Below are 19055 nucleotides of genomic sequence, written 5' to 3' on the forward strand. Positions count from 1 at the left end.
GCCGCATGCAGCCTGGGTTCTGACAACTCACCGATGAGCGAAAGTCAGGCTGCTCGTTGCATATTTGCAAGCTATTGATTCATTATCGAAACATTTCAAATATGAACAGGCCCCGTGATGGATGCTCTTGCCTCCCAGGTCGTCGTGCTGATCAGCCACTTGCAGCGCCCCCAACAACGGAGCCGGCTCGCCCATGTGGTGGCCGGGCTCACGACGGACTACCCCGATACCCGTATCGAAGTCCTCGACACCTCGGTGGCTGAAGCACTGCAAACCGCCCGAGAACTGGAGCAGGCAGGCAAGGTCGATGTGTTCGTCTGCGCCGGGGCGACCGCCGCCTACCTGCGCAAACACCTGACACGCCCGGTATTGGCGATGCGCGTGGGCAGTGGCGACCTGCTACGGGCATTGGGGCAGGCCCGCGAACGCTCCTCCCAGGTGGCCGTGCTCAGCTACAACCACATCAACCACGACCTGCAAGCCATGGCCGCGCTCTTCACCGTCCAGGTTCACCAGGCCGCCTACACCTCCCTGGAAGAGGCGCGCCAGGCCGTCGAACAGGCGGCCCAGCTAGGCTGTCGCAGCATCATCGGCTCGTCGACGGTGGTGGAGCTGGCGGAGCAGGCAGGGCTGCATGGCGTGCTGTCGCTGAGCGAAGAAACCGCGCGCAAAGCGCTGGAGGAAGCCCTGGGCATTCTCGACACTCAACGCGTCGAGATCGCCAAACGGCGGCATCTGAATGCCGTGCTGCGGCATATCCCCGACGGCGTTGCAGCGGTCGACAACCAAGGCGTGGTGCAGTCGCTCAACCCGGCCCTTGCGCAGCTGCTGGACCTGCCGGTTAGCGCAGCGTTGGGCCGGCCGCTGCAGCAGCTGTGCCCGGAACTGGACATGCAGCAGGCGCTGCAGGAAGTCACGGGTGAAGAAAATCGCGTGATGCGGCTCGGCTCGCACGTCGTGGTGAGCAATTTACTGCCTATCCTGGAGAACGGCGAACGTACCGGCCTGGTCCTGACCTGCCAGGACATCACTGTTGTGCAACGTGCCGACCAGCGCATCCGATCCACCCGCCGCCCCGGTGCTTTCACTGCCCGTTACCGGCTCGACCAGCTCAACGGCAACAGCAAGGCCAACCGCGAGATGCTGCAGTTGGCCAAGCGTTTTGCCACCAGCCATTCGACCATCCTGATTACCGGTGAAAGCGGCACCGGCAAGGAATTGCTCGCCCAGGGAATCCATAACGAAAGCCCGCGCCGGCAAGGCCCCTTTGTCGCCATCAACTGCGCGGCGTTTCCCGAGTCGTTGCTGGAAAGTGAATTGTTCGGCTATGAGGAAGGCGCCTTCAGCGGCTCGCGCAAAGGTGGCAAGCAAGGCCTGTTCGAAGCGGCACACCGCGGCACGCTGTTCCTCGACGAGATCGGCGACATGCCGGTTTCGCTGCAAACACGCCTGCTGCGCGTGCTGCAAGAGCGCGAAGTCCTACGCCTGGGCAGCACCGAACCGATTGCCATCGACGTGCGCATCATTGCCGCCACCCACCAGGACCTGCGCAGCGCCATGGACGATGGCGATTTCCGTACCGACCTGTATTTCCGGCTCAACATCCTGCGTCTGCAGACCACCCCGCTGCGAGAGCGCCCTGAGGACATTGCCCTGATCTGCCGGGGCATCAGCCAGCGCCTGCTCGTTCAGGGGCAACCACCGGGAGCTGCAGACATCCCCGCCGCACTGCTGCCGTACCTTGAACGCTATGCCTGGCCGGGCAATGTCCGGGAACTGGAGAATGTGATCGAGCGCGCGATGCTCTCGGCACGCGAACTGCTTGAAGAACACCGCGTGAACGAGCAGTACCTGGCACGCGTGCTACCTGAACTTTGCGAAGGCCCTCCCCCTTCACCCGCCCGGAAAAAGTCGTCAGGCGAAACGGACCTGCACACCATCGGCAAGGTCGCGCAACTACGCTATGTAAAGGAAACGTTGGAAAGCTGCCACGGCAACCTCGACGAAGCCGCCCGCCGTCTCGGCATCAGCCGCACAACCTTGTGGCGGCGCTTGCGATCTGCCAACTGAATGAAAGCCCCAACCCCATGTTCAACCCATGACGTCTGGTTGGACAGTCTCAAGGCCCGATACCGTCTAATCATCCGCCAACTTGAATGGCTCGACGTACATCGCCGGGTTGCTAGCGACTTTGTTGTGGGGGGCGCTCAACCTGTTTAGTTAACTGGAGATACTCATTCTGCGAGCGCTTCGCCCTATATCAGATCCGGCGACTATGCGCGGTGTGCTGTATCGTCCGGCATTCTTGCTCAGTCACCTGAGGACCATGCTGATGCAGTCGGAGCAGTCGGAGTAGGACAGTATGGCGCCCGGAGGTGCGTTTTCGCGATGTGCATGTTCAGCCGGTCTGGACGCGACTGACCGCTTTCGACCTAGGCTGTGTGAAAACGGGCTGGAGGCAGTTAACTAAACGCAATGCACACTGGTTCCATCTCTATCTGCGCATTTTCACAAGCACCTACGAGATCTCGCACGCAGTAAAGTCTCCATCCCTTACCCGATCCCCACTTTGCCTCGACAGTTTCAAGCGAAGACTCTTCCTCCTTCGTTGCCCGAGCCCAATCATCGTGCCCGATCTCAACGATCAATTGCGCCTGGTAGACCTTTAAAAATGGAAGCAAGCGTTTCGCCTGCTCTACTTCTATAAGGACAAATTCGGCTGTATCGAGTTGCTGTTTGACATTTTCGACTAGTTCGTGAGCCTGCAATGGGAGTGCATCTAACACTGCCTCCAAGGCTGATCCCGATTTGTCGGCACTTTGGAAGGTGCCGCAGATGATGTTCCCTCCTGCCATATCCTTTTCCCTATCGTGGCTTCGAAGCCATCGTTAACGAACTGTTCGGCGCAGTATTCGACCCTGACACCCGCCTGCCGACATCGAACTTCGTAGCTGGCGCTCACATCAGGGTCCTGAAAGCGCCCCCAACGACTTACGTCATAGACCAGAACCACAGAGAACTCGGACTGACCCACGTCAACGTCTCGGAGTAGCTGCTGAAGAGCCTCCCGACCATCCAGGCTCAAGCCACTTTTCCCTGCATCGGTGTACACCCGGACGATCTCCAGCTCATGCGCTGCGGCATAAACGCGAATCGCATCCAGCTGGTTCTCAGTGGAGTACTGCTGGTGTTCCGTCGACATGCGGACGTAGGCAGCGGCTCTATTGCTGCCCTCTGCCAGGGATAGCTGTGCTCGTCTCATTTGTTGATCGATGCCCCCTCAGCGGCTTGGGGTCTACACCCAGGCCAAGCCGTAGATTGCACTACGCCTACCGGCCTTCGTCAGATGCTCCACAAACGAATATAAATAGGAGCCACAGAAAAATGATCGCGAAAATGGGCAATCCTTTTCCAATCAATGCAGAAATCTACGCCGGCGCCGTAGCCGCTGCCTTACGTACCGAATTAGGCACGTCACATCGCGCAATCAAGATGCTGCGCAATTGGACCGATGCCAGTGAACGCACCGCTAAGCACTGGCTGGCGGGCAGCCATGGTCCCAGCGGCCTTCATTTGGTTGAATTAATGCGGCATTCGGACCATGCGCTTCAGGCAGTGCTTGAATTGGCACAGCGGAACTCGTCCGTGGCAGTGGTCTGGCTTCCCGCTTTGCGCGAGCGTTTGCTTGACGTCGCGGAAATGATCGAGGCTTGCCTGGGGCCTGGCAGCCCTCAATGACAACCCTTTGCGCGGTCTCCCGGTCTCTATTGCTGTAGCCTGAATCCTCCGTGCTCAGAAGATTCCAAGCCATTTAGAGTCTGTAGATTCAACATTTGAAGAGTGCGGGATGCCCAAGGCTAAAAGGCTGGTGGCGGGACTGCGTTTCAGCTGAATGATCGCAGTTAGCCGATTGCTGTCGCTCTCCACAGGCAGCTTTGGGTCGATAACGGCCCTTCACGATCATGGATATCGTCATGCCGACCTCTTCGTTATATTAGGCCTGATAAGCCACAGGTTATCCGAACCTATTGCACCGTTGAGCGAGAAGACATTGACAGAACCGATAGCGATGCCCTCCTCCTCGCCTTTAGTGTCGGCGGAACTGGCCGCCAGCACCCGTGCCGCCGCCGACGCATTCATCGCCGCCGGTACTGCGACCAACACTGTGCGCAGCTACCAGAGCGCCCTTGCCTATTGGTCCGCCTGGCTGCAACTGCGCTACCGACGCGCACTCGGTGATGGCGCCTTGCCCCCGGAGGTGGCGGTGCAGTTCATTGTCGACCACCTTGCCCGACCCGACGGCGCGGGCGGCTGGAGCCACCTGCTGCCAGCGAATCTCGATGCCGCGCTGATCGCCGCCGGCGTCAAGGGAAAACCAGGCCCGTTGGCGTTCAGCACGGTCAGCCACCGTCTGGCTGTCCTGGCCAAGTGGCATCGCCTGCAGCAGTGGGAAAACCCGGCAGAGAGTCAGGTCGTAAAAACCCTGTTGCGTGAGGCCCGTAAGGCCCAGGCTCGCCACGGCGTCTCGGTGCGCAAGAAAACCGCCGTGGTGTTGGAACCGCTGCAAGCGATGCTTGCTACCTGTACTGACGGTATTCGCGGCCTCCGCGACCGTGCTCTGTTGCTGTTGGCGTGGAGTGGCGGCGGACGCAGGCGTTCAGAAGTGATTGGCCTGCAGGTTCAGGACCTCCGTCGCTTGGACGCAGACACTTGGCTCTACGCGTTGGGGGCGACGAAGACTGACACCGGTGGCGAGCGGCGGGAAAAGCCCCTGCAAGGGCCTGCGGCCCATGCACTGCAGGCGTGGCTGGAGGCGGCGCCCGCGCAGACCGGCCCACTGTTCCGTCGGCTGTACAGAGGCGGCCGGGTCAGTAGCACCGGTCTATCAGGCGATCAGGTGGCGCGTATCGTCAAGCGTCGAGCGCAATTGGCCGGGCTTGAAGGGGATTGGGCAGCGCACAGCCTGCGCTCGGGCTTTGTCACCGAGGCCGGGCGCCAGGGAGTGCCACTGGGAGAGGTGATGGCGATGACCGAGCACCGCAGCGTCAATACCGTGATGGGCTATTTCCAGGCCGGCACCCTGCTGGGCAGTCGTGCAACCAACCTACTTGGCCAGGCCCTCACACCTCAAGCGAACGTCAGCGCGCCTTCCGATGAATAATCGCCTCGATCAGTGACATCCTTCATCCCGCACAGTGCACTGAACTCAAAATACAAAGGCGCTCGCCAGGATTTCGAAACCGAACAGGAACTTTGGCTGGGCATCGGTATGAACTGAAACGGTGCCGGCAACGTGGGAAATCCGCAGCAACGCATCGGTGCGCCCGTGGTTCATGAGCTTGCGGAGCACCGGCAGCCCGGCAGGCAAGTCGATAATGATTTCATGGACCCGTCCTCGGATGCTCTCACCGAGGTAGTCGCTAAGCGATGGCGTTCTGCTCAGAAAGGGCGTGAAGAAGAAGCGAGAATCAACACGGACAGAAAAACCGTTGCTATGGGCACTGCGATACCACAGCCGGGAAAGCAACCGATAAAACATTACTTTGAAATAACTGCGTAGGCTACTACGCGTGAAGCCCAACTCACTTAGACACTCCAGAGCCGCGTCAGACATGCAAATGCGAGTATTTGAAATAGGCAATGTTTCAAATTTCTGCCGAAACAGCATCAGCGTGAGCGCAAACACGCACGATCCCCGTTCGCGGATCCCCAGGCAACTGTTGGCGTTATGCAGGCAATGACGATGGCGCCGAAGTAGCCTCGACCTCCAGAATGACACAAACCGTCGATAGACCACATCCACCTGCCGCGGTTGTGTCAAGCTATCCTCACCCCCTCTCATGTCTAATGCCACCCGGTATCGCCGTAGGGTCGAGTCTTCTTCGAACGCGTCATAAAAACTATGAGGTTGAATCAGAACGGGAGGATCTATAGGACCCTCCCCCAACCGCATGGTGTCTAAAATACCCAAACGCTGAAGACGCGCCAGGGTGCTAAATAGCCGCAAACTATGAGCGGCACGCTGAGCACAGAGACCCGAGCGCAAGCTGTCGAGGATCACTTTCAAGCTGGGCACGGAATAACCGCAGGTGGCACATGGCTGACTGTTCCGATCGGGACAAAAAGCCGCGGCATCAGCACATTGCGCGCACAAAGATTTGAGTTCAACCCGATGCCATGGACACCATCGGACGCATCGCAAATGGAAAAAGAGCGAGAGGTAACCTGAGTCAGCGGCACACAGTGGGCAGTACTGCAACTTATCCATGGCACGCGGGGAAAAAAATTGTGCAACGCTGCCAATGAAGTGCGTATTCGCCAGGTAGGGGCGCCCGGGCGCGTACAACCCTTGAATCGTTGCGCTGGCCACGCTGCCGTGGCGCCATCGATGGTCGCCTTCGCCAGGACTGAAGGCCAGCAACAAAGCGCGTGCCGGCACCCCGTTGATGACCGCAGCTTTTTGCACAGTAGCAAAGGCCGCTTCGAAGGGCGTGGGAAACCCATCGGGAAAGAAATAGCCACGGTTATAATGCATCACAAAAAGCCCGTAGGTTGCTTTTTTGCACGGCCTCACTCACCCAGTGAGGATCAAGCTCCATGGAGGTGCTGTCCTTGGCTGCAAGGCTGAGCAGTAGATTGAGTACCGACTCACACAGATGGTCCATGGGAATGTTGTTTGTATAATTCCCGGAAGTACTGGCCGACAATTCGAGCCATAGCGACTCGGTAGCAAGTGCCAAACGAAAACCTGCCGAGAAGGCCTTGGGTATAAAATGCGCGGTATAGCTCGTTCCTGAACCAGAGGGGAACTCGGAGCCCGTATCGTAGGCATTCAATATCACGCCGAGTTCGTCGACCCCACGACAGCCAGGATAAGTCAATATCTCGGTTAAAAACCGTGCGATCAACTGCTGGTCACGACGCTTATTAATCATAGTAACTTGTTCATCGATATGCGGCTGAGCAAAGGCAATCAACGTCATGCAGATGTTCTTCACCTGTAGCAAATTGTAGATATCCGCCAAGTCAAAGTAATCCACCGGCAACAATCTTTGAATCTCATCTATAACCAAAATATATTGCCCAGCCTGCTGCCCGACCAATAATGATTCCACATGAGCTACCAAATGATAGCGCAGATCCACACGCTCCTTTGGATGAATACTTTCAGAATAACAAAGTTCCCTAAGCAAGTTAGGGCGCGAATCTTTCCGCTTCAGCGCTATGTGCAAAACAACATGGCATTCAGGAAACTGTTTTTTTAGCTGCTCGGCCACAAACACAGCGCAGCGACTTTTACCAACCCGTGAATGCCCACGAAACATCACTGCGGAACGTCTCATTGCAACCCGATCAAGACACAATCGCACCGCCCAAATGAACGCAGGCGTGATAATTTGCGCCTGCTTGCTGATTAAGGGATGCGTAATATTCATGATCCACCTCGGTTATCGGCATGCCCAGCTGAGGGAAGACCAGGATATTCTTGACCCGGCTGAAGCAGGTAATCCTTCACCGGTTTTTTCACAGGCACGACGGCGCGCGGCAATGTCGACAGGCTCGGATCCTCGGCCTGCTTAACCAGTAGCGCCCGGTTGGGTTCGTTGTGGCGAATGAAATAATCACAGATCTGCTGACTGGGTGGAAGATCCTCAGTGATAGTCAACGCTCGTTGAGCAATCAACGAATTAACCAAACGTCTAATGTACGGCGTATGCCTAAAGGTCGCCCACCAACCGCAGGCGTGGAGTACACCTATTGCAGCACCATTGGGTAGGAAAGCGTTGACAGCGCGATAATCATGTTCATCAATTTCCACACACAATCTGAGCCCGATCAGATCAAAGTTGGCCGCCAAATGCTCACTGGTATACCTGACCCGATCCAGCATGACGTATGGTCGCCGCCCTTCCGCCAAGCTTCCGCGCACCGTGACATACTTAGTAATCAAGTCGACTTTCAGCCGTTCACGACGCTCAACGGCAATGCGTGGTAGTATGGCAGCTTGATTCATATACTGTCGAATCAAGCCCAACGGCGAAAACATGCCAATACCTTCCGACGGTTCCGTATTATAATTGGCTAGCGCGACGTCCAATGCTTGGATAAATCGTGTCAGATCCAACTGATAATCAACGGCTTTTTCCTGCGCGCCATCTGCTCTGCCATGACGAGGGTTACTACCGGTTGTCGAAGGTAATAAAGCTGTGTGTCGTACAACCTCCGCAAAAAGTCGCTCGATCTTTGCGCGCGTTTCAAAACGTCCGGTTGGCCCCAAGTAATGATGGAAGCCGAAATCCTGCCGCGCTTGAAGCGTAATTTTCTTAGCTATATTGGATAGATGCGAGTCAACACTAAGTACGCTGAACGTGACACCACAACATTCCTCAATCACACTAGAAGGAAAACCAGCATCGACCTTATAGGGAAAATTGGTGTTTTCCAGTGTTTGCGCCTTCCACCCCCCCAAGCTTGCTCGCACAAGCACTTCGCGAACATCACTGGCTCCAGGCTGGCTTCGCAAGACCAATTTGTACGCAAGCACAGCATGGGAATATTGATCAATAGCAGCGAGTAACCACATACGGTCTAACGGAATCGGTAGCATCAAGCCATTTACTTGCTCAACCAACAAAACAAAAAAAGCACTGAGAAAATGGCCATCCAATTCCACAACATCGAACGGTCGCTGCGCGACAAGGTATGGCCGATGCCCGGTACCCGTGACAATATGCGCTCTCGCCTCGGGACTGCCATGCGCGTTAATGTACGAGGCCGGAAATTGGTTGCGCAGAGCGAGAATATAGCGGCGTATGCTCACACGCCCCTGATACTTAGTCGAATACGGCCAACCACGATGGTCAGGGGCAACGGCGTGCAAAATCTGCATGAACTTTTTGGCAAGGAACGCAATTGCGTTCCTCTGATCATCAAGCGTCTGTGCGGAATCTTTGATAACCGCGATCATCTGCTCTTCAACTTCCGGATATATTTTAAGCAAATGCTGAAGACAGCCCGACATCCCTCCCTGCTGGCCACTATATTTGTGACCCGATGGTTTGCGTCGCTCGTAGGATTTGAGATGAATATAGGGAAGCAAAGCTCTTTCGCCAATACACTGGCCTTGGTCATCCAAAGTCAGAAAGCGGGTCGCTAACCGATTAACCTCCCACCCTTTTAGGTGGGTCTTCTGCTCAATTACGCGCAAAGCGTGACCTTCAATGTACATCTGCACTGCAGTGCGACGCTTACAGAACAGCTCCCAGTGCTCCTCGGGGACTGCCGAGGCTGGCAGTCTCGGCCAGTTCCCAGCTTGCACGCTCTGGGGTATCACAACCCGCTTCATGGCCGTTCAACTTTGCAAGACCATGTGGTCTGCAGGTTTGGGGTGAAAGCATCAATCGTTAACTTTACCTGCCCTTTGATTGCCAAACGGCTGAGCCCGCCGACCAACTCCGTCATGTCGAGGTTAGGTAACATCTGCGCCAAACTACCGATAGTACCGGTTCCATTTCGCCCGATGAGTTGAAAAAGAAGCGCTTCTGTTGTGTTGATATCTGCACTCCAGCGCGTCAACGCCACGAAATTTGCCAATCTTAGTAAGGGTATAACTTCATAGTGACGGGCGCTTCGTGTTGACTCATCGAAAAGTCGGTAAAGAGCCCCTGCAGCCCGCGCCAACTCCTTCTGAACTTTCAGTTGCTCATGCGCCTCTAGATCATCAATGTATCCGGACTTCACCTCATGCCACTCGATCAAGCCCTCGGCATTCGTAGCAATCGCATCAAGTTTTACCTTGCGCCCACCTCGCTGATCTGCATTAAATTCATCGCCGCGTGGCTTCCAGAAACTTACTATTGATGAGTCAAACTCAAGATAAACCAACCAATGCGCGACTTCACGATGGCTTTCTAGGATCAAGTCATTATTGGCTTTCAAACTATAAACATGCCAAATGCTGCTGCGGACAGAGCCACGGTTACGCATCTGAGCAATCAAGGCATTGCTGGGCGTCGCTTGCTTCGCGATTTTTTTAGACATATCTACACCCTCAACATAGACTTCATGCTTAGGTAGATATGCCAACCCCTCGCGGAGGTCTTCTATGACGGATGGGGGGCGGATTCCACAATGTGATAATCGCACAGTTGCCCTGCACCCATAATGCCTATTGGGAATAAAAGGTACCGCATAGCGTAAGAAAAACAATAAGCCGCTACGGAATCACAAGCATAGAGGAAGCGACCCGATGAAAACATTATCCATGCCAGGCCCCACACCCTCCCTATTAGACCGTCAAACAATGGGTTATATACGTGATTTCCAAAATTACTATGAAGGTGGCCTTCCCTGCACAGCTGAAGAATTGTGCCTCTATCTGTTGCGTAGCTTCCGAAGTACCCCTACCGAAATCAGTCGGATCATAACCGCGCTCTCTCGCTATCATCGGACACTCGGATTTGCAGATCCCACCCAATGCCCCTCCGCGTTAAGGCTCTGCAGGGAGTTCGAGAAGGTAATATGCTTACAAGCACCCATATCTTCACAGACGACTCCTACATTTCATTGTGTCTCCGAACTGACTAAAATGTTAAAAGGCGAGATCCATCGCCACCGACACGAGCTCAAAAAAGCCCGCGCCCTCCTGAACCAAGACAGAGCACGCCTGATGCATCATAAACTCCTCACATCAGTGCGTAATCGAGCGATATTGCTCGTTTCTTACTGGTACGGATTGGAGATGAATGAGACTTGCGCACTGAGCCTAAAGGACGTGGTGGTGACGCCAAAAAAAATGCAGATAACAGTTCGCCCAACCCCAAAATCGCTTAAGTCGCCGCCCCAGCTTTTGACTATTGGCTATTTACCTCAGCTATGTCCAGTGCGAGCAACTCACGCTTGGCTAGGACTTTCCAAACTTAGCGAGGGACTCCTGTTTCCAGACATTAGAGCAGGCGAATTACTAGCTAACACGCCCGCAGTTAACCTACAAAATCATTTCAGATCCCGAGCAAAGCGCATTACACCTGATGCATTAAAAGGACGGATTATGTGGAGAAACGGATTACTGGCTTTTCTGCTGGATTGTGGATGGTCAGCAGCAGACATCACGCAGTGCTTACCCCAGTATCGGAGAAAGCACATTCGGCATCTTCAAAAGGAGTTCCAAAAACAAGGACGCAATCGACAGGACTTACCAATAGATAGGGTCCTGACGACCATCTTGAGTCATTACACCCGACCAGCAGAAAACTATATATCCTCAAGAACCTAAAGCAGCAATTCTTATTGCGTAGCTGCATGCTTATTCGCCAACTTTTAGTAACAACGCTCCAGCTCAACTAAACCCTCACCTCGAAAGCACCAAGTAAATATTAAAATCCGCGAGCTGACAGGAACGCAAACCATTGAAATGCCGAGATTATCGACTAGCCAGAAATTGGAAGATTTAGTTAAGATGACTCTTCGCTATGATCACGAGGCGTTCGTTTTTCTGATTATCTGGATACCTGATGCTGACTGCCCTGCTGTTCGATCTCGACGGAACCTTGACCGACACCGATACCCTGCATTTGCAGGCATTTCGCCAATTACTCAACGCCTATGACGGCCGCGAACTGACCCAGGAGCAATTTGACGCCCAGGTCAGTGGGCGCGCCAATGGCGCATTGTTCGCTGAATTGTTTCCACTGGCGAGCACAAGCGAGCGCCAGGCGCTTGCCGAGCGCAAGGAGGCGCTGTTCCGCGAACTGTCCACTGAACTGCACCCCCTGCCCGGCCTGCTACGCCTGATGGACCATGCCCGAGCCTGGGACATCGGCATGTGCGTGGTCACCAATGCGCCGCGGCTCAATGCCGAGCACATGCTCAACGCCATGGGGTTGGCAGCTCGTTTCGAGCACGTATTGGTAGCGGAGGAGCTGGCGCGGCCAAAGCCTGATCCGCTGCCGTACCTGACCGGCCTGTTGCGCCTAGAGGCGCTGGCGAGTGAAGCGTTGGCATTCGAGGACTCGTTGCCGGGGGTTGCTGCGGCAAGCGGCGCCGGAATATTCACCGTCGGGGTTGCCACCACGCAGACGCCAGAGCGCCTGCTTGCGGCTGGAGCAAAACTGGTTGTGAAGGATTTCGATGATCCAGCGCTCTGGGCGTTGATCGAAACCCTGCACGGTTGAACCTAGCAATGAGGTCGCCTTGTGTCTTTCATGGAGGCGGCAACCGGGCGCCGCGCAGGCGGCGCTCGACCTTACTGGCAGCAGCGTTTTAGCCAAGCCCACCCATTGACCGCTGTTCAGCCTCTGACGCCGAGCATTCCACGCTCGACGATGAAGTCGATCACCGCCTGCAAACCCTCACCCTTCTTCAGGTTGCTGAAGGTCCAGGGCCGCTGGGGCCGCATGCGCTGGGTGTCACGCTCCATCACTTCCAGCGAGGCACCCACGTAAGGCGCCAGGTCAGTCTTGTTGATCACCAAAAAATCCGACTTGGTGATGCCGGGGCCGCCTTTACGCGGGATCTTTTCACCCTCGGCCACGTCGATGACGTAGATGGTCAGATCGGCCAGTTCCGGGCTGAAAGTGGCGCTGAGGTTATCGCCGCCACTCTCGACGAAAATCACCTCAAGGTTGCCGAACTTGCGCGCCAGTGCTTCTACCGCCGCAAGGTTCATCGAAGCGTCTTCACGGATGGCGGTGTGCGGGCAGCCGCCGGTTTCTACGCCGACAATCCGCTCAGGCTCAAGCGCGCCGGCTTCGGTGAGAATACGCTGGTCTTCCTTGGTGTAGATATCGTTGGTGACAACGGCGATCTGGTAGTGGTCACGCATGGCCTTGCACAGGCATTCGAGCAGTGCGGTCTTGCCAGAGCCGACCGGGCCGCCGACACCGACGCGCAGGGGTTGCTGATAGCTTTGCATGGAGGCAGTCCTCAGGAGCGGAATAAACGGGTGTATTGAGTTTCGTGACGTGATGAAGCGATCGCCAACAGCGGCAGCCCCCCGCCTAGCTGGTCATCAGCCAGCGTCAGGGCCCGGTCCAGCACGCACGGCAGTTCGGCGCCCAGATCCCGCAGAAGAGTCTGCGCTGCCTGCTGGCCGAACGGCACCAGCTTGACCCCGGCCATCACCGCCCCTTCCAGCCAGGCGAAAGCATGGCCAAGGGCGAGTTGCCGAAGGGGTATCTGCCAGTGCGCGGCGAGCCATGCCATGGCGCCCAGCTGGCTGAGTTCAAGGCTGCTGCGCCAAGCAGGCTCCTGACCTAGCTGCCAACCATCGAGCATCCGCGCCAGGGCCGCGCCGCGCTGCTGTTCTTCCAGGCGCAATTCGGCCGTTTCGCGGTTGGCCAGCAAGAATTGGCTCCAGCGAGTGAACGCGTGTGAATCGCCGGCCTCGCAGGCGTGGTACAGGCGCGCCAGCACAGGCCAGTCGAGGCAGGCCAGGGTGTCGTGGATCTGTTCGCGCTGCCAGGCGCAGAAGCTGGCGGTGTCACGCACCCAGCCAGCCTCGACGGCCCACTCCAAGCCCTGTGAGTAGGTGAAACCACCCACCGGCAGGCCCGGGCTGGCCAACTGCAGCAAGCGCAGCAGTGCCAGGTCGCTGTTCATCACCCAGCGAGCACCAGAGCAGCACCGGCCAACATGCCGCCGCCGAAGGCTTTCTGCAGGCCGCTGTGGCGACGCAGCAGGCAACCTACCGCGAAACCGGCCAGCAACAGCAGGCCGCTGACGGTGACGAAGCCTGCGCTGAACATCCAGAATGCGCTCGGGGTAGCTTCAACGCCATGGGCCCAGCCGTGGAACAGGGCGAACACCGGCATGGCCAAGGCCAACACCAATTGGCGGCTTGGCAGCAGGACTGCGGCGGCGGCAACCAGCACCGAGACGGCAATCATGGTCTCCATGCCCAGCACGTCGCCGAACAGGTGGCCGCACACCGCACCGGCGAACATCGACGCCAGGGTGGCCAACGGCAGGGTCAGGTTGCGCCGGGTCAGTGCGGCGAGCACGCCTGTGCCAAGCAGCATCAGCAGGTGGTCGAGCCCGGTCAGCGGGTGCAGCAGACCATCATGCAACGGGTTGCCATCGTGGCCGGGGTGAGCGAAAGCCGGCAACGCGACCATCAACAGTGCAAGGGCGAAAATCTTTTTCATGGTGGACTCCTACGGGGAACGTTTCAGGAATGGGCAGGCAGGCGCACGAAGGGGTGGTCATTGCCATGGCTGTGGCTGTGGCCGTGCGGCGCACTCTGGTAAGCGCCGGCTTCAGGCTCGAAGGGAGCCTGCTCGGCTTGTACCGTCAGGCCCAGGCCCCGCAGCATGTCATCGAGCACATGGTCGTGCTGATAACGCAGCAAGCCCGGTTCGATCTGCAGGGGAACATGGCGGTTGCCCAGGTGATAAGCCGCGCGCGCCAGCAGGTGGGGGTCGGCGCAACGCACTGTCGATACCGCTTCTGGTGCCGCCAGCACACGCACCACTTGGCTTGCGGCATCATCGGTGAGCAACTCGCCGCCACGCAGCAGGTGGCCACGTTCGAGCATCAAGCCAGCTTCACGGCCATCGTCGAGGGTTACCCGCAAGCGGCTCTTGATGCGGCTGTCGACATCCAAGGTGACGCTTGCAGTGACATTGTCGGATGCCTCGATTCGGCGGGTCAGAACAATCATCTTCACTCCTTCAGAACAGGAAATAACGCTGGGCCAGCGGCAGTTCGCTGGCCGGCTCGCAGACCAGCAACTGGCCGTCGGCACGAACCTGGTACGTCTGCGAATCGACTTCGATCAGCGGTTGCAGGGTGTTGTGGACCATGTCGGCCTTGCGCACTTGGCGGCAACCGTGCGCTACGCCAATCAGGCTCTGCAGCCCAAGCTCCTGGTGCAGGCCACGGTCCATGGCGGCCTGGGGCAGGAAGGTCATGCGCGTGGCATGTCGCGCCGCCCCCATGGCGCCGAACATCGGCCGGTAGTGCACAGGCTGCGGCGTCGGGATCGATCCGTTGATGTCGCCCATGGGCGCAGTGGCGATCATCCCGCCCTTGATCACCAAGGCAGGCTTGACCGCAAAGAAAGCCGGCGCCCACAGCACCAGGTCGGCCAGCTTGCCGACTTCCACCGAGCCGACTTCATGGGCGATGCCATGGGTCAACGCCGGGTTGATGGTGTACTTAGCGATATAGCGTTTGACCCGGAAGTTATCGCTGTAGGCGGTGTCCGGTGCCAGCGGGCCACGGCGCAGCTTCATCTGATGGGCCACCTGCCAGGTGCGCAGCACCACTTCGCCCACCCGGCCCATTGCCTGGGAGTCGGATGAGGTCATGGCAAAGGCGCCCATGTCGTGGAGGATGTCTTCGGCGGCGATGGTCTCGCGGCGGATGCGCGACTCGGCAAATGCCACGTCCTCGGCAATGCTCGGGTCCAGGTGGTGGCAGACCATCAGCATGTCCAGGTGCTCGTCGACCGTATTGATGGTGTATGGCAGGGTCGGGTTGGTCGAGGACGGCAACACATTGGCCTGCCCCGCCGCGCGAATGATGTCAGGGGCATGTCCGCCACCGGCACCTTCGGTGTGGAAGGTATGGATGGTGCGGTCGCCAATGGCCGCCAAGGTATCCTCGATGCAGCCGGATTCGTTGAGGGTATCGGTATGGATGGCCACCTGGATGTCCATCTCTTCGGCCACCCCCAGGCAGCAATCGATGGCAGCCGGGGTCGAGCCCCAGTCTTCGTGCAGCTTCAGGCCCACCGCACCCGCGGCGATCTGTTCGCGCAGCGCTTCAGGGCGCGACGCATTGCCCTTACCCAGCAGGCCGATATTGATCGGCAGGCAGTCGGCGGCTTGGAGCATGCGGGCCAAGTACCAGGGCCCTGGCGTACAAGTAGTGGCATTGGTGCCGGTAGCGGGGCCGGTGCCACCGCCGATGAACGTGGTGATGCCACTGGTCAACGCCTCCTCCACCTGCTGCGGGCAGATGAAATGGATATGCGAATCGATCCCGCCTGCGGTGACGATCTTGCCTTCGGCGGCGATCACTTCGGTACCCGGGCCCACCGGCACGGTCACGCCCGGCTGCACATCCGGGTTGCCGGCCTTGCCAATGGCTGCGATGCGCCCGTGCTTGACGCCAATATCGGCCTTGACGATGCCCCAGTGGTCGATGATCAGGGCATTGGTCAGCACCAGATCCATGGCGTGGGCGGCAAGCATCTGGCCTTGGCCCATACCGTCGCGGATCACCTTGCCACCACCGAACTTGACCTCTTCGCCATAGATGGTGAAGTCCTGCTCGACCTCGACCCACAGCTCGGTGTCGGCCAGGCGTACGCGATCGCCCACGGTGGGGCCGAACATATCGGCATAGGCCCTACGCGAAATACGACTCATGCCTTGCCCTCCAGTGGGCCATTGATTTTGCCCTGGAAGCCATACACCTCACGCTTGCCGGCGTAGGCCACCAGCTGCACGGTGCGCGACTGGCCCGGCTCGAAACGCACCGCGGTCCCTGCCGGGATATCCAGGCGCATGCCACGGCTGGGATCGCGTTCGAACACCAGTGCTTCGTTGACTTCATAAAAGTGGTAGTGGGAACCGACCTGCACCGGCCGGTCGCCATGATTGGCCACACTCACGCGAACGGTTTCACGGCCGACGTTGAGTTCGATGTCGCCATCGGCGACCTGAATTTCACCTGGGATCATGCTGGGCTCCTGCTTCAGGTCAGACGATAGGGTCGTGTACGGTCACAAGCTTGGTGCCGTCGGGGAATGTTGCTTCGACCTGCACGTCGTGCAGCATTTCGGCCACCCCTTGCATGACCTGATCACGGCCGAGCACTTCGCGGCCAAGGCTCATCAGCTCGGCCACCGTGCGGCCATCGCGGGCGCCTTCGAGCACCGCTGCACTGATCAGCGCCACAGCCTCGGGGTAATTGAGCTTGAGGCCACGGGCCAGGCGCCGCTCGGCCAGCAATGCGGCGGTGAACAGCAGCAGTTTGTCTTTCTCTCTCGGGGTCAGCTCCATGGCGCTCTCTCAAGTGGCCCAGATGCGCGGCGGGCACGCGGCCAGGCCCAGTACGGCCGGGCGCAGCACGTACCACAGGCGCTGCAGGGTCTGTTGCAGATGTTGGTTGTCGTGGTCGAGCAGGCGAATCACCAGCAGCGAGCCGAGCAAGGTCGCGCCGGCGGGGATATCGAGTGCGTCCAGTTGCGCGCGCACCTGCTCCAGTACGAACGGTGTCGCGGGATAGGCGCAAAAGGTAGCGACCAGCGGATGGTCCGCGACTTTGGCCAGTTGCCCGCCTGCGATTCGTAGACGCTCGTGCAGCCCCGGCTCGCCTGGCAGCTCTATGCACAAGCGGCTGTCGATGGCGCCCTGTTCGAAGCGCTCGTTCATCACCGGGCGCCCCAGGCACAAGGTCTCCCATGCCAACAGTTTGGCACCGAGTTCAAGGGTAAAACGGTTATCCAGGCTGGCGCGGGCGCCGTTGAAAAAGATGCTGTCCTGGGGCAGCCATTCCAGGGTGCTGCCTGCCTGCAGGTGAAAATGCTGAGCCAGGCGCGCGGTGGGGCCGATACTGCGGTAGAACTTGCTGGCACCGGGCATGGTGAGCAGCGCGTGGCTACCCGGTTCGAGGTGAATGTCCAGTTCCAGCCGATCACCTGCGACGATGCCGCCAGGTGGATGCAGCACGTAAACATGACAAGGAGCACCCTCCGGATAGAATGGGCGCTGCACCAAAAGTGGGCCGAAATGCCGACGCGCACCAAGGCGGGTCATGCCCTCACCCTCGACAAAGCGCAAGTGCAGGTACGCGCTCCAGCCGGCGTCTGTTTCCAGTGGTTCGATATGCTCCGCGAGCGACATCCTGCGGCCCCTTGATTTCTGTGGCCTTGCGGCCTTTTTGAGGATCATGCGCCGGCCCTTGGAAGCACGCGGACTGACCACTCGATCAAATTTCGTGGGTGGGATATAGCAGGTTGCGGGCCAACTCCGCAGGTGAACGAAGATGAAAGCTTGCAGGCTATGGCTCTGGCATGGGGCACAGCTGTGATGTGCGCCCATTACCGGGGCGCCTCTTGGCCCTGTTTCAGTGCTGCGCTAGAGTCACGTCACGCCCATCGACCCTGGTACCGCTATGTCCCTATCCCCCGCCATCCCGGTCTTGAGGATTTTTTCTGTCGACAAAGCCAAGGAGTTCTACCTCGACTTCCTGGGCTTTGAGCTCGACTGGGAACACCGCTTCAGCCCAGATTTGCCGCTCTATGCGCAGATTCACCGCGATGGCCTGATCCTTCACTTGAGCGAACACCACGGCGATGCCTGCCCAGGCGCCACCGTGTTTGCCCGTACCCAAGACCTGCGCGCACTGGAGCGCGAGCTGTTGGCCAAACAGTACGGTTACGCCCGCCCTCAGGCCGAACGCGTGGACTGGGGCCTGCAAATGCAGGTGCGCGACCCGTTCGGCAACCTGTTGCGCTTTTGCCAGCAGATCGATGAGCAGGCCGCCCAATGAGAGCCATGAGCAAGCGCGTTCTGGCGCGCCTGGAGCGCGAACTGGTCGCCTGTCTGACTGATGCCTGCGAAACGGCCAAGACCGAGATCGTCGGGTTCAGCTGGCTGACCCATCGGCTCGATCCAAACGATATTCCAGCAAGCCTTCGCGTCACTTGGGTGTTCGAGTACGAGGCCGACAAAGCAGCGGCGCTGGCGGGTGGAGCCAAGGCGCGGATGCTTGCGCTGACAGGCCAGGCGCTTCAAGAAGCCGGTGTGCACCTGGACCACTTGGCTTGGCATGTGCGCTTCGACAGTGAGCAGGCCTGTATCGCCAGCCATGCAGGTGACTGGAAACGGCGCCTACAGCAAGGCTGACGTCTAGTTGAGACTGGGCTGGCCTCCTCGCGGGCGAACCCGCTTGCTCAACGAGAGATTGAGTCTGCTTTTGTTTACTCAGCCCGATCTGGGAGCACGGGCACCTCAGGGCTTAAGCAGTTCTTCCAAGAGCGGCTTTAGCCTCGAAGAGGCCAGCCCAGCCAGTGAGCGCTTGCAGATCAGTGCCAATTCGTGACT

General features: G+C 58.3%; 19 protein-coding genes and 1 pseudogene. 6 read left to right on the forward strand and 14 right to left on the reverse strand.

Annotated features, from left to right (window positions below; translation table 11 throughout):
* Positions 1-117 precede the first annotated feature (117 nt).
* Positions 118-2070: a propionate catabolism operon regulatory protein PrpR gene (gene prpR, locus ACK59H_RS02240; RefSeq protein ID WP_213660790.1), complete on the forward strand. Its 1953-nt coding sequence runs from the start codon at positions 118-120 to the stop codon at positions 2068-2070.
* A 392-nt stretch (positions 2071-2462) separates the two neighbouring features.
* Here prpR and ACK59H_RS02245 read toward each other — a convergent pair whose 3' ends face one another.
* Positions 2463-2855: a hypothetical protein gene (locus tag ACK59H_RS02245; RefSeq protein ID WP_186711847.1), complete on the reverse strand. Its 393-nt coding sequence runs from the start codon at positions 2853-2855 to the stop codon at positions 2463-2465.
* Positions 2856-2881: 26 nt separating this feature from the next.
* Positions 2882-3202, reverse strand: a pseudogene (locus tag ACK59H_RS02250) (recombinase family protein); the annotation flags it as partial.
* A gap of 182 nt (positions 3203-3384) precedes the next feature.
* Here ACK59H_RS02250 and ACK59H_RS02255 point away from each other — a divergent pair.
* Together ACK59H_RS02255 and ACK59H_RS02260 are read left to right on the forward strand one after the other, a co-directional pair.
* Entirely contained in the window at positions 3385-3738 is a 354-nt protein-coding gene (locus tag ACK59H_RS02255) for a hypothetical protein (protein ID WP_213660789.1), read from the forward strand.
* Positions 3739-4069: 331 nt separating this feature from the next.
* Positions 4070-5161 carry a site-specific integrase gene (locus tag ACK59H_RS02260; protein WP_213660788.1) on the forward strand — a complete coding sequence of 364 codons (1092 nt, stop codon included), beginning with the start codon at positions 4070-4072 and terminating at the stop codon, positions 5159-5161.
* A gap of 45 nt (positions 5162-5206) precedes the next feature.
* Here ACK59H_RS02260 and ACK59H_RS02265 read toward each other — a convergent pair whose 3' ends face one another.
* From ACK59H_RS02265 to ACK59H_RS02280, 4 genes are all read right to left on the reverse strand, one after another.
* The gene (locus tag ACK59H_RS02265; RefSeq protein WP_213660787.1) at positions 5207-6535 is read right to left on the reverse strand and encodes a hypothetical protein; all 1329 of its coding nucleotides are present in this window, start codon (positions 6533-6535) and stop codon (positions 5207-5209) included.
* Positions 6525-7436, reverse strand: coding sequence for an ATP-binding protein (locus ACK59H_RS02270; protein ID WP_213660786.1), 912 nt, complete (start codon positions 7434-7436; stop codon positions 6525-6527). The genes ACK59H_RS02265 and ACK59H_RS02270 overlap by 11 nt, the downstream gene beginning before the upstream one ends.
* Entirely contained in the window at positions 7433-9229 is a 1797-nt protein-coding gene (locus tag ACK59H_RS02275) for a hypothetical protein (RefSeq protein ID WP_213660785.1), read from the reverse strand. Before ACK59H_RS02275 ends, ACK59H_RS02270 begins: the two co-directional genes overlap by 4 nt.
* A gap of 113 nt (positions 9230-9342) precedes the next feature.
* Complete coding sequence (locus ACK59H_RS02280; protein WP_090342397.1) at positions 9343-10041, reverse strand: hypothetical protein; 699 nt, start codon at positions 10039-10041, stop codon at positions 9343-9345.
* Between the two features lie 1472 nt (positions 10042-11513).
* Here ACK59H_RS02280 and ACK59H_RS02285 point away from each other — a divergent pair.
* Entirely contained in the window at positions 11514-12173 is a 660-nt protein-coding gene (locus ACK59H_RS02285; RefSeq protein ID WP_060476542.1) for an HAD family phosphatase, read from the forward strand.
* A 116-nt stretch (positions 12174-12289) separates the two neighbouring features.
* On the opposite strand, the gene ureG is transcribed toward ACK59H_RS02285, so the two are convergent.
* From ureG to ACK59H_RS02325, 8 genes are read right to left on the reverse strand one after another with little or no spacing between them, the layout of a single operon-like run.
* Positions 12290-12913, reverse strand: a complete 624-nt coding sequence (gene ureG, locus ACK59H_RS02290) for an urease accessory protein UreG (protein ID WP_027916761.1) — start codon at positions 12911-12913, stop codon at positions 12290-12292.
* 11 nt (positions 12914-12924) lie between these two features.
* Positions 12925-13599, reverse strand: a complete 675-nt coding sequence (locus ACK59H_RS02295; RefSeq protein WP_060476543.1) for an urease accessory protein UreF — start codon at positions 13597-13599, stop codon at positions 12925-12927.
* Entirely contained in the window at positions 13599-14144 is a 546-nt protein-coding gene (locus ACK59H_RS02300; protein ID WP_186477096.1) for a HupE/UreJ family protein, read from the reverse strand. Before ACK59H_RS02300 ends, ACK59H_RS02295 begins: the two co-directional genes overlap by 1 nt.
* Positions 14145-14167: 23 nt before the next feature.
* Positions 14168-14659, reverse strand: coding sequence for an urease accessory protein UreE (ureE, locus tag ACK59H_RS02305; protein WP_060476545.1), 492 nt, complete (start codon positions 14657-14659; stop codon positions 14168-14170).
* 10 nt (positions 14660-14669) lie between these two features.
* Positions 14670-16373 carry an urease subunit alpha gene (gene ureC, locus ACK59H_RS02310; RefSeq protein WP_060476546.1) on the reverse strand — a complete coding sequence of 568 codons (1704 nt, stop codon included), beginning with the start codon at positions 16371-16373 and terminating at the stop codon, positions 14670-14672.
* Complete coding sequence (locus ACK59H_RS02315) at positions 16370-16687, reverse strand: urease subunit beta (protein WP_060476547.1); 318 nt, start codon at positions 16685-16687, stop codon at positions 16370-16372. The genes ureC and ACK59H_RS02315 overlap by 4 nt, the downstream gene beginning before the upstream one ends.
* A gap of 19 nt (positions 16688-16706) precedes the next feature.
* Positions 16707-17009: an urease subunit gamma gene (locus ACK59H_RS02320; protein ID WP_060476548.1), complete on the reverse strand. Its 303-nt coding sequence runs from the start codon at positions 17007-17009 to the stop codon at positions 16707-16709.
* Between the two features lie 9 nt (positions 17010-17018).
* On the reverse strand, positions 17019-17852 hold the full coding sequence (locus tag ACK59H_RS02325; RefSeq protein ID WP_409264223.1) for an urease accessory protein UreD: 834 nt from the start codon (positions 17850-17852) through the stop codon (positions 17019-17021).
* A 271-nt stretch (positions 17853-18123) separates the two neighbouring features.
* On the opposite strand from ACK59H_RS02325, the gene ACK59H_RS02330 reads away from it, so the two are divergent.
* Both ACK59H_RS02330 and ACK59H_RS02335 read left to right on the forward strand, forming a co-directional pair.
* Positions 18124-18501: a glyoxalase superfamily protein gene (locus ACK59H_RS02330; RefSeq protein WP_060476550.1), complete on the forward strand. Its 378-nt coding sequence runs from the start codon at positions 18124-18126 to the stop codon at positions 18499-18501.
* The gene (locus ACK59H_RS02335; RefSeq protein ID WP_060476551.1) at positions 18498-18857 is read left to right on the forward strand and encodes a hypothetical protein; all 360 of its coding nucleotides are present in this window, start codon (positions 18498-18500) and stop codon (positions 18855-18857) included. Before ACK59H_RS02330 ends, ACK59H_RS02335 begins: the two co-directional genes overlap by 4 nt.
* The last annotated feature ends 198 nt before the right edge of the window (positions 18858-19055 follow it).

This window comes from Pseudomonas sp. KCJK9000, assembly GCF_046230725.1.
GTDB classification, from domain to species: domain Bacteria; phylum Pseudomonadota; class Gammaproteobacteria; order Pseudomonadales; family Pseudomonadaceae; genus Aquipseudomonas; species Aquipseudomonas promysalinigenes.